Below are 15,235 nucleotides of genomic sequence, written 5' to 3'. Positions count from 1 at the left end.
CGGGCCTCACTTGAAACGGATGGTCGGGTTGATGACGGCGTACAGCACGTCCACAACTAGGTTGATGATGATGAATTCAAGCGAGAACAACAGCACTTCGGCCTGAATCACCGGATAGTCGCGCATCGCCACGGCATCCACCAGCAGGCGTCCGAGCCCCGGCCAATTGAACACCACTTCGACCACGATCGAGCCGCCCAGCAGAAAGCCGAATTGCAGCCCCATCATCGTGATGACGGGGATCATCGCGTTGCGCAGGCAGTGTTTGACGATCACGAGCCGTTCGGGCACACCCTTCGCGCGCGCGGTACGCACATAATCTTCATTCATGACTTCGACGAACGAAGCCCGCGTGAAGCGCGCCATCACCGCCGCCACGGCCGCGCCGAGCGTGAGCGACGGCAGCACGTAACTCTTCCACGAACCGTCGCCGACGATCGGCAGCCAGCCGAGCTTCACCGAAAAGATTTCCATCAGCAGCATGCCAAGCGCGAAGGCGGGAAACGAAATGCCCGACACCGCGAGTGTCATGCCGAGCCGGTCCGGCCAGCGATTGCGCCACACCGCCGAGACGATGCCGATGCCCATGCCGAGCACCACCGCCCACACCATGCTCGCGAGCGTAAGCAAAAGCGTCGGCATGAAGCGCTCGCCGATTTCCTGGCTGACCGGCCGCTTGCTGCGCGTGGACGTGCCGAAGTCGCCATGCGCGATCTTCACGAAGAAGTTAGCGAATTGCTGCGGCATCGGCTTATCCAGCCCGAGATCGGCACGCACCAGCGCAACGGTCGCCTCATCCGCTTCGGGACCGGCCGCGAGACGCGCCGGATCGCCGGGCAACAGATGCACGAACAGGAACACCAGCACGGCGACGATGAAGAGCGTCGGCAGCAGGCCAAAGATACGTTTGACGAGGAAGTTCAGCATGAAACCAATCCGGCAATGATGCGGGCAACGAAAGATCTTTCAGAGCAGTACGCGGCCGTCCGGCCAGCGCGTTTGTGAAGAACACGCCGTACCGCACGGTCAGCTGGTCAGCTCATCACTTGATCGCGATCTCGTCGAAATTGAACGAGCCGTCCGGCGCGACATACGCACCCGACAAACGCTTGCTGCGCGCGTATACGACCTTTTCCTTGACGAGGAAGATCCACGGCGCGTCGGCCCAGATGCGTTTTTGCGCGTCGGTGTAGAGCGCGGCCTTCTGCGTGCGGTCGGTGGTTTCGAGCGCCTGCTTCAGATCGCTGTCGACGGCATCGTTCTTGTAGTACGCGGTGTTGACCATCTTCGGCGGGAACGAGACCGACCCGAGCAGCGGCGTAATCGCCCAGTCCGCTTCACCCGTCGACGACGACCAGCCCGCGTAGTACATCCGCACCGGCGCGGTCGCCGGGTCCTGCGCGCTTTCCACCTTGGCGACGCGTTGACCCGCTTCGAGTGCTTCGACCTGCGCCTTGATGCCGACTTGCGCGAGTTGTTGCTGCACGAACTGAATCACCTTCTGCGCGGTCGAGTAGTTATATGCGGACCACAGCGTCGTTTCGAAACCGTTCGGATAACCCGCTTCCTTCAGCAACTCACGCGCCTTCACCGGATCGTACGGCCAGGGGCCGAGCTTCGTCGCGTACTCGACGCCTTGCGGCACCACGCCCTCAGCCGGCGTCGCGTACCCGGCAAACGCGACTTTGATCAACGCATCCTTATTGACCGCATAGTTCAGCGCTTCACGCACCTTCGGGTTGTCGAACGGCTTCTGGTTGACGTTCATGCTGATATAGCGCTGGATGATCGATGGCGACGCGATCAAATCAACCTTCGGGCTCGACTGCAATTGCGCCGCCTGTTCGAACGGCACCTGGAACGCGAAGTCCGCTTCGCCGGTGCGCATCAACGCAGCGCGCGTGTTGTTGTCGACCACCGGCTTCCAGTCGATCGCGTCGACCTTCGGGTAGCCCTTCTTCCAGTAGCCGGCGAATTTCTTCACCGTCAGGTCGCCAGCCGGGTCCCACTTCACCAGTTCGAACGGACCGGTGCCCACCGGATGGAACGCGATGTCCTTGCCGTACTTCTTCAGCGCGTCAGGCGAAATCATCACCGCCGACGGATGCGCCAGCACGTTGACGAACGCCGAGAACGGCGCCTTCAGGGTGATCTTCACCGTGTACGGATCGACCACTTCGGTCTTCTCGATACGGTTGAACATGTTGTAGCGCTTGAGCTTGTTCGCCGGATCGGTCACGCGGTCGAAATTCGCTTTCACCGCGGCGGCGTTGAAGTCGGTACCGTCCTGGAACTTCACGCCGTGGCGCAGCTTGAACGTGTAGACCTTGGCATCCGGGCTCGCTTCGTAGCTGTCGGCCAGCACGTTGACCAGTTTCATGTCCTTGTCGAACCCGAACAGGCCTTGATAGAACGACTTGGCCACGGCTTGCGACAGCGTGTCGTTAGCGTCGTACGGATCGAGCGTCGTGAAGGTCGACGCAACGGCCATCACGGCCGTCGTGTCGGCGTGCGCCACATTGCCCGCGAGCATCGCGAACACCACCGCGCCGCCGCTGACCAGCGCGCGCAAACGAAACGGAGAAGACGGGACCAGCAGGTTCATGAGGTTGGCTCCAGGCTGCGAATTGAAACAGGGTTATGTGCTGCGAGAGAAGTTGCTTTGCGTCAGGTTTAGCGCTTCGTTCAGGTCCGCGTTCGCGGCTTAGGTTCGGGCTTACGTCCAGGCTTACGTTCGCGTCTAGTAAGCGCCGCCGACCCGATGCTGTGCCACGAAATGATCCGGTCCCACCGCAACCAGCGGCGCCACGATCGGTTCGTCGTTCAGCGAGCGAATCGGGCTCGGAATCTCATCGGCGGCCAGCATGCGCTTCGCGTGACGGCGTGACGGATCAGCGACCGGCACCGCGCCCATCAGCTTCTTCGTATAGGGATGCTGCGGCGCTTCGAACACCGCGCGGCGCGGACCGATCTCGACGATCTGGCCGAGATACATCACCGCCACGCGATGGCTGACGCGCTCCACCACCGCCATGTCATGCGAAATGAACAGATACGCAACACCGAGCTCGCGCTGCAGATCGAGCATCAGGTTGACGATCTGCGCCTGCACCGAGACGTCCAGTGCGGAGACGGATTCGTCGGCGATCACAACCTTAGGATTCAACGCCAGAGCACGCGCGATCGCGATGCGTTGCCGTTGCCCACCTGAAAATTCGTGCGGATAGCGGCCTGCTGCCTCGCGCGGCAAGCCGACCTTTTCGAGTAGCCACGCAACGCGCGCCTGGGCTTCCGCGCCTTGAGCGACGCCATGCACGAGCAGCGGTTCCATGATCGAGAAGCCGACCGTCAAGCGCGGATTCAGCGAAGCGAACGGGTCCTGGAAAATAAACTGGATATTGCGGCGGAGCGCTTGCAACGCGGGGCCCGTGAGCGAGCTGATCTCCTTGCCGTCGAATTCGATCGAGCCGCTCTGACTTTCGACCAGACGCAGTAGTGAACGGCCGGTGGTCGATTTGCCGCAACCCGATTCGCCGACCAACGCAAGCGTTTCACCCGGACGCAGATCGAAGCTGACTTTCTCGACCGCGTGCACGCGGCCCGTCAAGCGTCCGAACACACCGCTCTTGACTGGAAAGCGCGTGACCAGATCGCGCACGCGCAGAATCGGCGGCGTGCTGTCGTGGATCACCGGCTGAGTTTCCTGCGCGACAGCGGCTGCGGGACGAACGGGTTCGTCGATGCCGGTGAGTGCCGCCTGCTCGACAGTCAGGATCGGAAACTTGGCGGGCTGATCGGTGCCCTGCATTGCGCCAAGGCGCGGAACCGCAGCGAGCAATGCCTTCGTATAAGGATGCGAAGGCGCGGCAAACAGCGCATCCGACGCACCCTCCTCCACTTTCTCGCCGCGATACATCACCAGCACGCGATCGGCCACTTCGGCCACCACACCCATGTCGTGCGTGATGAAGATCACGCCCATGTTCATCTCGTCCTGCAGGCCGCGAATCAATTGCAGGATCTGCGCCTGGATCGTTACGTCGAGCGCGGTGGTCGGCTCGTCGGCGATCAGCAATGCTGGCTTGCACGACAGCGCCATCGCGATCATCACGCGTTGGCGCATACCGCCAGATAGTTGATGCGGAAAACGTGCCGCTACCCGGCGCGCTTCCGGAATACGCACGAGTTCGAGCAGACGCAGCGTTTCGGCATGCGCGGCAGACCGGCTCTTCCCCTGATGCAAGGCAATCGCTTCGCTGATCTGATCGCCGACTGTGAACACCGGATTGAGCGAGGTCATCGGCTCCTGGAAGATCATCGCGATGTCGGCGCCGCGAATCGAACGCATCGTGCCGGACGACGCTTTCGCGAGGTCGAGCACGCTGCCGTCGCGGCGCCGGAATGCGATGCTGCCGCCGGCAAGGCGCCCACCGCCGTGCTCGATCAGCCGCATCAAAGCAAGCGATGTCACCGATTTTCCCGAACCCGATTCGCCGACAATCGCCAGCGTCTCGCCACGCTCAACAGTCAGCGAGAGATTGCGCACCGCGTTGAAGGTCTTGTCGCCGCTGCGAAATGCGACCGACAGATCGTCGACTGCAAGCACGCGTTGCGGCGGCAAGGTTTCGATAAGCGGGCGGGCGGTGTGCGATGAAGTCGGCACGATGGTTCCTTTGGATTCGGACGCGGCTAATGGTGATTCAACCGAAAATTCGAGCGGCAGTTCAAGCGACGGCGCAGCAAGACAGCATTAGCGATAGATAGCCGTCACCGGCGTTTCGCCAATGCGCGCGAAGCCGCGATACATGCCCTCGGTATTGAACGGCAGCGTGACGTTGCCGCGCGCATCGACGGCGACTAGACCGCCGCGTCCGTCGATCTTCGGCAAACGGTTCATCACCACGTCGTGCGCCGCTTCTTCGAGCGAGACGTTGCGGTACGCCATCTGCGCCGCGACGTCGTACGCAGCCACCATGCGCATGAACATCTCGCCGGAGCCGGTGGTCGAGACCGCGCAGGTAGCGTCGTCCGCATAGCAGCCCGCGCCGATCAGCGGGGTATCGCCGACCCGGCCGACCTGCTTGTTGGTGACACCGCCCGTCGAGGTTGCCGCCGCCACGTGGCCATGCTGATCGAGCGCCACGGCGCCCACGGTGCCGAACTTGCGATTCGGATCGATCGGCTCGTGCGGCGTGGGATCGTCGTCGGTCGAAGATGGCGCGGCGGCCAGCGTCGCGCCGTCGTGATCGAGCATGGCGCGCTGCTGAGCGCGCGCGAGTTGCCATTGGCGATGACGCGCTTCGGTATGGAAATACTCGGGCTCGACGAATTCGAGTCCTTGCGCGGCCGCGAAGGCTTCCGCGCCTTCGCCCGTGAACAGCACATGTTCGCTGCGTTCGAGTACGCGGCGTGCCGCCAGAATCGGATTGCGTACGCGCGTCACGCAGCAGACCGCGCCGGCGTCGAGCGTGCTGCCGTCCATGATGGCCGCGTCGAGTTCATGCGTGCCGGCCGCCGTGTAAACCGCGCCACGGCCCGCGTTGAAGAGCGGGCAGTCTTCGAGCAGGCGCACGGCTTCGCTGACGGCGTCGAGCGCGCTGCCGCCGTCGGCGAGGACGCGCTGGCCGGCGCTCAGCACGGCATGCAAGGCCGCGTGATAGTCGGCTTCGGCGCTGGCCGACATCGACGCGCGCAGGATCGTGCCTGCCCCGCCGTGAATGGCGATGACTGCATTGGAGTTCATTTTTTGGCTTTGGTAGTACGGGTGGTACGGGTAGGCGCGCTCACGGACTGTTCGCTTGTGCCAACGGCTGCGGCTTGCGGATCGGTGAGCCACGGCAGCAAGAATTCGGTGACCTCGGCGGCAGCCTTCACCGAGCGTTTCGCCCGGTAGGCGACCGCGTCGCACAGCGCTTCGATAACGGCCAGCACGGCCGAATCGGCATTGGCCGCGAGCCGCCGCTCGGAGCGGATATAGAGCGAGAGATCGGCGAATTGTGCGAGCGGCGAACGCGGGCCGTCGGTCAGCGCAAGCACGCGTGCCCCGCGACTTGCCGCGCGCCGCGCGAGTTCGATCGTGTCTTCGACATAACGGGGAAACGCGATCCCGATCACCAGATCGCCTTCATTCGAAGCGAACAGACGCCGCGCGGCATGCGACGGTCCGCCGACAAACGCGAGCGACTGCACGTTGTCGTGATACGGCATCAGGCCGTGCTCCATCAGGCCCGCGAGGAACGCGCTCGAACCCGCGCCGAGCACAAAGACGCGACGCGCGGAAATGATCGCTTCCACGGCGGCCTCGGCTGCGGCGCTGTCGATCGCTAGGCGAGTGGATTGCAGATTGGTTGCGGCCTGTTCGAGCGACGCGTCAATCAGATCGTCGCCGGAAGCGAGCGATTCCTGCGCGCTACGCAGCCGCTCGACTGGCGCGAGCGTCGCTTCGAAGCCGCGTACGAGCGCTTCGCGAAACTGCGGATAACCGTCGAAGCCAAGCGCGCGAGCGAAGCGATTCGCCGTTGCCACCGACGCACCGACCACGCTTGCCAGTTCGTCGATCCGCATGGTTGCGGCGCGGAACAGATTCGCCAGCACGTATTCGCCCATGCGCCGATGGATCGGCGTGAGGGTCGGCATCGCTGCGGCGATGCGCGCAGCGATGGCCTGCTCGGCGGGGTTCGAAGCAACGGACGAGTGATGAATCATGCGGGCGAGCCGACGCGATGGTCCGGCGACTGTAATCAAAATGAATGAAAGTATATTTACATAGAAATCTCACAGAAAAAAATTCATTTTCATTTTCGAGGGTTTTCACGGACACCCGCAGGCGCGTCGGCACGCAACGCTGCCGTCCGATGAAAACCGGTTTTCATTGCGCGGCTGCTGCGCCCTCGGGAATATTCGCAAGCCGCGCCGCTGGCGACATGACGATGATCAGCGCCTGCACGAGGAACGCCGCTGCAGCCGCGACCAGACACGCGTCCATCCCCCAGCGCGCGCTGATCGCCGCACCGAGCAACGCGCCCAGCGGCCGCGCGCCATAGGTCGCGGTGCTGTTGAGCGCCGAGACACGGCCCATCATCCGTTCAGGCGTGATCGCCTGACGCAGCGTGGTGGAGCCGACCACCCACAGAATCGGCCCGGCGCCGAGCAGGAAGAAGCTCAGCATCGCCAGCCAGAACGACGGCGTGACGATCGTCGCTACCATGAGGAGCGAGGCGAGCAAACCGCATGACGGTCCGATGATCAGCACGCGGCCAAACGCGAGGCGCCGCGCAATGGCCGGTGCGGCAAGCGCGCCGCACACCATGCCGACGCCGTAGGCACCGAGCGTCACACCGACCATCGACGCGCTCAATCCCAAACGATGCACGGCGTACGGCACATACACCGCTTGCAGCACGAAGAAACCGAGGTTGAAGAAGATCGCGGTGGCGAACATCGGACGCAGCAGCGCGTCGCGCAGCACGAAGCGCGTACCGTCGCGCAGTTCCAGCAGGAAATGACGCTGGGGAGGGGCCGCTCGCGGCGGTTCACGCAGCCCCGCGAGCAACGCGACAGCCAGCGCCGATAGCCCGGCGGCGCAACCATACGCCCATCCCGCGCCGATCCAGCCGACCAGCAGCCCGCCGAGCGCCGGCCCCGCCGAATACGCGACGCTGCGTGCCAGTTCGAGCCGGCCGTTCGCCTGGGCGTACGCCTCGCGCGGCACGATCGAGGGCACCAGCGAAGGCGCTGCGACGTTGTAGGCAACGGTGCCCGTCGCGGCAATGAAGCCGAGCACGGCGAGCAGCGGCAGGCTCAACGAATGCGTCATCACAAGCAGCAGCACGCACAGCATCGCGACCACGCGCACGCTTTCGGCGAGCGTCATCAGCGTGCGGCGCGAACGGCGGTCGGCCCATACGCCGAGCGGAATCGACAACAACAGGAACGGCAGCGTCTGCGCGGTTTGCAGCAGGCCGGTCTCGCGCGCGCCGGCGCCGAGCGCGAACACGGCGACGAGCGGCGCGGCGGCAAGGCTGATCTGCTCAGCGGATTGTGCGACCAGATTCGACCATGCGAGCCGCTGGAAGGCGGCCGGCAGACGAATCGCGGATGATGACGATGAAGAGGACGTGGCATGCATTGATGGACTCCTGCGACGGAATGTCGGGAGACCATCGTGGCCGCTATGGCGCTGCGCGGCGCTCCGCTTCTTGCGGTGTTATTCTTCGCTCGCCATGAATCTCGAAAGCATCCTCTTCACTCAAGGTTTCGGCTCGCGCCGCCAATGCCGGGCACTGATCGGCGACGGCCGCGTGAGCATCGGCGGCTCAGTCTGCGCCGATGCCGACGCCGATTTCCCGACCGACGACAGCACGCTCTGCTTCAGCGTGGACGGGGTCGCCTGGCCGTATCGCGAGCACGCCTATCTGCTGCTGAACAAGCCCGCCGGCTACGAATGTTCGCGCGACCCGCAGCATCATCTGAGCGTGTTCAGCCTGCTGCCGCCGCAGTTCGCCGAACGCGGCGTGCAATGCGTGGGCCGCCTCGATCAGGACACAACTGGCCTGCTGCTGCTCTCCGACGACGGCAAGTTCGTCCATATGTTCACGTCGCCGAAACGCAAAGTGCCAAAGCTGTACATCGCGACCACCCGCCATCCGATCGACGACGCCCAGTTGAATGCCTTGCGCGACGGTGTCTTGCTGCACGGCGAGCCCAAACCGATCGCCGCGGTCGACGCCCAGGCGCGCGGCGAGCACGCGCTGGCGCTCACCGTCATGGAGGGCAAGTATCACCAGGTCAAGCGGATGATCGCGGCTGCAGGCAACCGTTGTGAAGCGCTGCATCGCGAGCGGATCGGCGGACTCGCGTTGCCTGCGACGCTGGCCGTTGGCGCGTGGCAATGGCTCGACGAAACCGACCTCGGATCTTTACGGAGCGGGTAAACCGGTAGGACCCTTTTAAAGCCTTGATGCGTCAGGAGAATCGTGTGCGCGCCCGCACCCAAGCCCTCGGGGACCCCTGATTACACGCTGCGTCGCAGCATGCTCTTCCTTACAACTCGCTCTATACTCGTTTAAACAAAGACTACAAAGAGTTCAAGGAGGGGCGCCATGGTCATCCACGACACCATCGCGATCTCGCATGTGATGATCGCTTTCGTGTGCCTCGGCCTGGTTCTGATCGGCGGACTGCTGGTCATGATGCGGCTGCGGCACAACTATCATCCGAACCTGATCGGCGCACTGATCGGCGCAATGCTGTGCTTCCTACTACTCGAAGCGTTGCCTGCATTGACGTAAGCGAGCGAGGCCGGGTGCCGCGAACGCGAGTGGGATCTGCCGGCAGATGCCTGGCGCGGCGGGCATTTGTCCACAGCCGAATACCTCGAAAACGCGCCGACTGTCGGCGCATTTTCAATTTTCACGCTTCGCGAAAAAGTCCTCGACACTCGGATACCGCAAGCGCACCCGCAACTCCTCTTTGAGGCGCCGATTCAAAAGCCGCCTCGATTCACGCATGAAGGACAGCAGGGTCGGCTCGATCTCCAGTTCTGCCTGCGCGCGTGTAATGCGCGGTGCGCGCTCGAGGCCGAACGCATCGGCCACCACGTCGAAGTACGCCCCCATTTTCAGCGACGTATCGTCGGACGCGTGGATTGCGCGCGCCGGCCGCCCATGCGTGGCGAGGCGCACGAGGATCGCGGCTAGGTCGTCGGCGTGGATATGGTTGGTGTAGACGTCGTCGGCGTCGATCAAGGCCGGGGTGCGCTTTGCCAGCCGCGCGAGCGGTAGACGGTTGCTCGCGTAGATGCCCGGAATCCGCGCAATGCTTGCGGCGACCACGCCTCGCGCGGTGGCGCGCCGTAATTGCCGCTCGGCCGATACGCGGCGTTTGGCACGCGCATTGGCCGGCTGCGACGCGCGCGTCTCGTCGATCCAGGCACCGCCGCAATCGCCGTAGACACCTGTCGTGCTCGCGTACACCAACTTCACAGGCGCCTGCGGAGCGGCGGTCCAGCGCACCCTGTCGGGTACAATATTGGCTGCTTCAGATTCCGCCCACGAGGCACTCATGTTGCGCAACCCGCGGCGCAGCCGCCCGACCGGCGCCACCGCGCCGCGCGCGGCACGCAGCGCCCGATCGCGGCGCGCGCTCAGCGTGGCAAGCAAAGCACGGGTGCGGCGGTCGTCATCGCCGGTCTTTTGCGGCGGTGCGAGATGCAGCACTGTCGGTGCGAGGCCGGCAAGCCGTTTCAGGCTACGGCGCGCGTCGAGGTCGCCGACCAGCGGTGTAACGCCAGCAGCGCGCAATTCGGCGCTGCGTTCGGCGTGGCTGGTGAGTGCGAAGACATGCGCGTGTGGCCGCAACAAGGGCACGCAGCGCATGCCGACGTCACCGCAGCCAACTATCAAAACGCGCGGCCGGCGTAAATTTCGTGTCGCTTTCATGGTGGACGCATTGTAGCCGTCAAGCGCGGCAGGTACCGCACAGTTGTACTGCGGGTCCGATAACGATTACCGACTCTTCGATTTCGAACACTCTATGGCATTTAACGTCACGCTCCGGCAAAGCGGCCGGCAGTTTCAGGTAGAACAGGACGAACCGGTCCTGATCGCAGCCCTGCGGCAAGGCATTGGCCTGCCGTACGGCTGCAAGAACGGCGCCTGCGGCTCGTGCAAAGGCACCGTGGTCAGCGGTCAGATCGAACAGCGTCAGCATTCGTCATCGGCCTTGTCGAACGACGAAAAGACGCGTGGAATGGCCCTCTTCTGCTGCGCGACGGCATGCTCCGATCTCGAAGTGGATATTCGCGAAGTGGCCGGCGTGGGCGACGTGCAGGTCAAGAAACTGCCGTGCCGCGTGAATGCCATCGAGCGCAAGGCCGACGACGTCGTCGTGCTGAAGCTGCAACTGCCCGCCAACGAACGTCTGCAATATCTGGCCGGCCAGTACCTCGAGTTCATTCTGAAGGACGGCAAGCGCCGCAGCTATTCGATGGCGAACGCGCCGCACGCGGAAGGCCCGATCGAATTGCACATCCGGCACATGCCCGGTGGCGCGTTCACCGATCACGTCTTCAACACGATGAAAGAGCGCGACATCCTGCGCTTCGAAGCTCCGCTCGGCACCTTTTTCCTGCGTGAAGATTCGGACAAGCCGATCGTGCTGCTGGCCTCGGGCACGGGCTTCGCGCCGCTGAAGGCGATCGTCGAACATGCGGTGTTCAAGAACCTCAACCGTCCGATGACGCTGTACTGGGGCGCGCGACGCAAGAAGGACCTATACCTGCTTGATCTCGCCGAACAATGGGCTCGCGAGATTCCGAACTTCAAGTTCGTGCCAGTGCTGTCGGAACCGGACGCGGGCGATGCGTGGACGGGCCGTGTCGGCTTCGTGCATCGCGCGGTGATCGAGGATCTGCCGGACCTGTCGCCATATCAGGTGTACGCGTGCGGCGCACCGGTGATGGTCGAGTCGGCACAGCGCGATTTCACCCAGCATCATGGGCTGCCGGAAGACGAGTTCTACGCGGATTCCTTCACGAGCGCGGCGGATCTGGTGAACGCGGTTTGACGAGGTGAATGGCTTGATCGGGTGACGATCGGGCTATTCATCAAATCGAAATCAGCAAGCTGGCAGACTTGCACAAATCCGCACCTGGCGCGGATTTGTGCAAATTCATGGTTTACACCAGCGCTTTCCTTGTCGTATTCTTTCGCGCATGAACCGCATCCAGTCCGAACTCCGACGTCGCCGCTCGCCGCTCCCTTAGGGACGCCGCTGGCTTCGTCACGGATTCGCGCCGCACAAAGGCGCAAGCAGTTCGAATCATGAAAGCCACGGCATGCCGTGGCTTTTTTGTTTGCTTTTTTTGTTTCCTCCGGCCCCTGTTTCATATCTGGCCACCCGTTTCGTCAACCCTTTACCCCGCTGTCTGGAGCCTGCCGTCATGAATTTCAATGAGTACCCGATCGAGTCGCTGATGTACATCACGAACCGGCCCGAAATCGTTTTCACGCACGGCAAGGGCTCGTGGCTCTACGACAATAACGGCAAGCGATATCTGGACTTCATCCAGGGCTGGGCGGTCAACAGCCTCGGCCATTGCAATGACGGCATGATCGAAGCACTGAACAAGCAGGCGCAACTGCTGCTCAATCCGTCGCCGGCCTTCTACAACGGCCCGATGGCTCAACTCGCGGGCCTGCTCACGCAGCACAGCTGTTTCGACAAGGTGTTCTTCGCGAACAGCGGCGCCGAAGCGAACGAAGGCGCAATCAAGCTCGCGCGCAAGTGGGGCAAGAAGTTCAAGGACGGCGCATTCGAAATCATCACGTTCGATCACAGCTTCCACGGCCGCACGCTCGCCACCATGTCCGCAAGCGGCAAGCCGGGCTGGGACACGATCTACGCACCGCAAGTGCCGGGCTTCCCGAAGGCGGATCTGAACGACATCGCGTCGGTCGAAAAGCTGATCAACGCGAAGACCGTCGCGGTGATGCTCGAGCCGATTCAGGGCGAAGGCGGCGTGATTCCCGCCACACGCGAGTTCATGCAGCAGCTGCGCGCGCTGACCAAAAAACACAACCTGCTGCTGATCGTCGACGAAGTGCAGAGCGGGTGCGGTCGTGCCGGTACGCTGTTCGCCTACGAACTGTCGGGCATCGAGCCGGACATCATGACGCTTGGCAAGGGTATCGGCGGCGGCGTGCCGCTCGCGGCACTGCTCGCTAAGGCCGAAATCGCCGTTTTCGAACCGGGCGACCAGGGTGGTACGTACAACGGCAATCCGTTGATGACCGCGGTCGGCTACTCGGTGATCTCGCAACTGACCGCGCCGGGCTTCCTCGAGGGTGTGCGCGCGCGCGGCGAATATCTGCGCGCCAGGTTGCTCGAACTGTCGGAAGAACGCGGTTTCGAAGGTGAACGCGGTGAAGGTCTGCTGCGCGCCCTGTTGCTCGGCAAGGACATCGGCAATCAGATCGTCGAGAAGGCTCGCGTGATGCAACCCGACGGCTTGCTGCTGAACGCGGCCCGTCCGAACCTGCTGCGCTTCATGCCGGCGCTGAACGTCACGAACGAAGAAATCGACCAGATGATGTCGATGCTGCGTTCGATTCTCGACACGCTGTAATCACACAGGAAAGCGCGTATGACAACGACCGCAACGCTATCGATCCGCTGCTTCGAAGCAAGCGACACCGATGCCGTGGTCGCGCTGTGGCTGGAAGCGTTCCCCGAATATCGGGACGTGACGAGGCCGCAGCGCAATCCGCATCTGTCGATCGCCAACAAGCTGGCGACGCAACCGGAACTGTTCTTTGTCGCGGTGTTCGGCGAGCGTATTGTCGGCACGGTGATGGGTGGATATGACGGGCACCGAGGCTGGCTCTATTCGCTCGCGGTGGATGAATCGTTGCGTCGTCATGGCATCGGCACGCGGCTGGTCGCGCATGTCGAAAACGCGTTGACCGAACGTGGATGCCCGAAACTGAACTTGCAGGTGCTGTCCGCGAAGGCCGACGTGCGCGCGTTCTATGAGGCGCTCGGTTATCGCGCGGATGCAGTGATCAGTCTCGGCAAGCGGCTGGGGGAACTGGCGGAAACGCCAATTGCTTAGGCGCAGGCAGCAGCTTGAATAGAAAAAGGCAGCATGCGGAATTTACGCATGCTGCCTTTTTTACGGCCAAAGCAAACTTAATCCTGGTTAGTCACCCGGATTATTCGCCCAGATAAGCCGCCCGAACCTTCGGGTCATCCAGCATCTGCTTCGCGTCGCCGGACATCGTCACCAGACCCGAGTCCATCACGTAGCCGCGGTTCGCCGCCTGCAACGCGAGACGCGCGTTCTGCTCGACCAGCAGCACGGTCATGCCTTCGGCCGAAATCGCCCGCACCACTTCGAAGATCTTCTCGACCATGATCGGCGACAGACCCATTGACGGCTCATCCAGCAACAACAGCTTCGGCTTGCTGATGATCGCGCGCGCCATCGCCAGCATCTGCTGTTCGCCGCCCGAGAGCGTGCCCGCGTATTGCGTCGCGCGTTCTTTCAGGCGCGGGAAGAAGCCGAACATGCGATCGACGTCCGCCTTGATGGCGTCCGTGTCATTACGCAGATAAGCACCCATCTGCATATTTTCGACGATCGACATGCGCGAGAAAATGCCACGGCCTTCCGGCACCATCGCCAGACCGCGCTTGAGCAGTTCGTGCGCCGGGATGCCCTTGATCGACTGCCCCATGTACTCGATGTCGCCTGCCGAATACGGCTTCAGACCCGTGATCGCCTTCATCGTCGTGGTCTTGCCCGCGCCGTTCGCGCCGATCAGCGTGACCAGTTCGCCCTGCGCGACTTCGAGGTCGATACCCTTGACTGCCTGGATGCCGCCGTAATTGACCTGCAGGCCCTTGATTTTCAACATTGCCGTTGCCATTAGTGGACCCCCGCACCCAGATAAGCTTCGATCACCTTCGGATCCTTCTGCACGTCCGACGGCAGACCTTGCGCAATCACCTTGCCGTAGTCGAGCACCGTCATCTGGTTGCACAGACCCATCACCAGTTTCACGTCGTGCTCGATCAGCAGGATCGTCTTGCCGTCGCTGCGGATCTTGTCGAGCAGCTTGGTCAGCTCGACCTTTTCCGTTGCGTTCATGCCGGCAGCCGGTTCATCCAGTGCGAGCAGCTTCGGATCCGTTGCCAGCGCGCGGGCGATTTCCAGACGGCGCTGGTGACCGTACGACAGATTGCGCGACGTGTAGTCCGCGTACTGCGCAATGCCGACGTATTCCAGCAGCTCGATTGCGCGTTCCTTGATCTCGCGCTCTTCCTTGCGCTCGGCCGGCGTCTGAAACACCGCGCCGATCAGGCCATGCTTCGTGCGCACGTGACGGCCGACCATCACGTTTTCCAACGCGGTCATGCCGCCGAACAAACGGATGTTCTGGAACGTGCGGGCAATCCCCGCCTTCGCCACCTGATAGACGGCGGTCGGCGTGTATTCCACATTGTCGAGCTTGAACTCGCCCGAATCGGGCGTGTACAGACCCGTGATCACATTGAAGAAAGTCGTCTTGCCGGCGCCGTTCGGACCGATCAGGCCGTAAATCTGGCCCGACTTGATCTGCAGGCCGACGTCGGACAATGCCTGCAGGCCGCCGAAGCGCTTGTTCACGCCCTTCACCGACAAGCGGATCTGATCGCTGCCCACGCTGTTGTTTACGTTATCGCTCATATGATT

At 62.8% G+C, this 15,235-nt stretch carries 14 protein-coding genes; 5 read left to right on the top strand and 9 right to left on the bottom strand.

Annotation, left to right across the window (positions count from 1 at the left end):
• Positions 1 to 6: 6 nt before the first annotated feature.
• From gsiC to HHL24_RS30805, 6 genes are all read right to left on the bottom strand, one after another.
• The gene (gsiC, locus tag HHL24_RS30830; protein ID WP_169489104.1) at positions 7 to 927 is read right to left on the bottom strand and encodes a glutathione ABC transporter permease GsiC; all 921 of its coding nucleotides are present in this window, start codon (positions 925 to 927) and stop codon (positions 7 to 9) included.
• A 115-nt stretch (positions 928 to 1,042) separates the two neighbouring features.
• Positions 1,043 to 2,605 carry a glutathione ABC transporter substrate-binding protein GsiB gene (gene gsiB, locus HHL24_RS30825; protein ID WP_169489103.1) on the bottom strand — a complete coding sequence of 521 codons (1,563 nt, stop codon included), beginning with the start codon at positions 2,603 to 2,605 and terminating at the stop codon, positions 1,043 to 1,045.
• 135 nt (positions 2,606 to 2,740) lie between these two features.
• Positions 2,741 to 4,663 carry a dipeptide ABC transporter ATP-binding protein gene (locus HHL24_RS30820; protein WP_169489102.1) on the bottom strand — a complete coding sequence of 641 codons (1,923 nt, stop codon included), beginning with the start codon at positions 4,661 to 4,663 and terminating at the stop codon, positions 2,741 to 2,743.
• A gap of 87 nt (positions 4,664 to 4,750) precedes the next feature.
• Entirely contained in the window at positions 4,751 to 5,743 is a 993-nt protein-coding gene (locus tag HHL24_RS30815) for an isoaspartyl peptidase/L-asparaginase family protein (protein WP_169489101.1), read from the bottom strand.
• A complete protein-coding gene (locus HHL24_RS30810; RefSeq protein WP_169489100.1) occupies positions 5,740 to 6,705 on the bottom strand; it encodes a MurR/RpiR family transcriptional regulator in 966 nt (321 codons plus the stop codon). The genes HHL24_RS30815 and HHL24_RS30810 overlap by 4 nt, the downstream gene beginning before the upstream one ends.
• Before the next feature lie 163 nt (positions 6,706 to 6,868).
• A complete protein-coding gene (locus HHL24_RS30805; RefSeq protein ID WP_169489099.1) occupies positions 6,869 to 8,128 on the bottom strand; it encodes an MFS transporter in 1,260 nt (419 codons plus the stop codon).
• A 94-nt stretch (positions 8,129 to 8,222) separates the two neighbouring features.
• Between HHL24_RS30805 and HHL24_RS30800 the strand changes: the two genes are divergently transcribed.
• Both HHL24_RS30800 and HHL24_RS30795 read left to right on the top strand, forming a co-directional pair.
• Positions 8,223 to 8,933 (top strand): pseudouridine synthase, encoded by a 711-nt coding sequence (locus HHL24_RS30800; RefSeq protein WP_169489098.1) that lies wholly within the window; start codon positions 8,223 to 8,225, stop codon positions 8,931 to 8,933.
• A gap of 168 nt (positions 8,934 to 9,101) precedes the next feature.
• On the top strand, positions 9,102 to 9,290 hold the full coding sequence (locus tag HHL24_RS30795; protein WP_169489097.1) for a hypothetical protein: 189 nt from the start codon (positions 9,102 to 9,104) through the stop codon (positions 9,288 to 9,290).
• 114 nt (positions 9,291 to 9,404) lie between these two features.
• Here the strand turns inward: HHL24_RS30795 and HHL24_RS30790 are convergent, their stop codons facing one another.
• Complete coding sequence (locus HHL24_RS30790) at positions 9,405 to 10,439, bottom strand: Rossmann-fold NAD(P)-binding domain-containing protein (RefSeq protein ID WP_169489096.1); 1,035 nt, start codon at positions 10,437 to 10,439, stop codon at positions 9,405 to 9,407.
• Between the two features lie 94 nt (positions 10,440 to 10,533).
• Here HHL24_RS30790 and HHL24_RS30785 point away from each other — a divergent pair, with 94 nt between their 5' ends.
• From HHL24_RS30785 to HHL24_RS30775, 3 genes are all read left to right on the top strand, one after another.
• Positions 10,534 to 11,565, top strand: a complete 1,032-nt coding sequence (locus HHL24_RS30785; RefSeq protein WP_169489095.1) for a CDP-6-deoxy-delta-3,4-glucoseen reductase — start codon at positions 10,534 to 10,536, stop codon at positions 11,563 to 11,565.
• Positions 11,566 to 11,941: 376 nt separating this feature from the next.
• Complete coding sequence (locus HHL24_RS30780) at positions 11,942 to 13,126, top strand: acetylornithine transaminase (protein ID WP_169489094.1); 1,185 nt, start codon at positions 11,942 to 11,944, stop codon at positions 13,124 to 13,126.
• A gap of 18 nt (positions 13,127 to 13,144) precedes the next feature.
• Positions 13,145 to 13,612, top strand: coding sequence for a GNAT family acetyltransferase (locus tag HHL24_RS30775; protein WP_169489093.1), 468 nt, complete (start codon positions 13,145 to 13,147; stop codon positions 13,610 to 13,612).
• A gap of 100 nt (positions 13,613 to 13,712) precedes the next feature.
• On the opposite strand, the gene HHL24_RS30770 is transcribed toward HHL24_RS30775, so the two are convergent.
• On the bottom strand, positions 13,713 to 14,429 hold the full coding sequence (locus tag HHL24_RS30770; RefSeq protein ID WP_063497113.1) for an ABC transporter ATP-binding protein: 717 nt from the start codon (positions 14,427 to 14,429) through the stop codon (positions 13,713 to 13,715).
• Positions 14,429 to 15,229, bottom strand: a complete 801-nt coding sequence (locus tag HHL24_RS30765) for an ABC transporter ATP-binding protein (RefSeq protein ID WP_169489092.1) — start codon at positions 15,227 to 15,229, stop codon at positions 14,429 to 14,431. The genes HHL24_RS30770 and HHL24_RS30765 overlap by 1 nt, the downstream gene beginning before the upstream one ends.
• Between the last annotated feature and the right edge of the window lie 6 nt (positions 15,230 to 15,235).

The organism is Paraburkholderia polaris, from assembly GCF_012927345.1.
Taxonomy (GTDB): Bacteria; Pseudomonadota; Gammaproteobacteria; order Burkholderiales; family Burkholderiaceae; genus Paraburkholderia; species Paraburkholderia polaris.
This window is presented reverse-complemented; position numbering and strand designations above follow the sequence as displayed.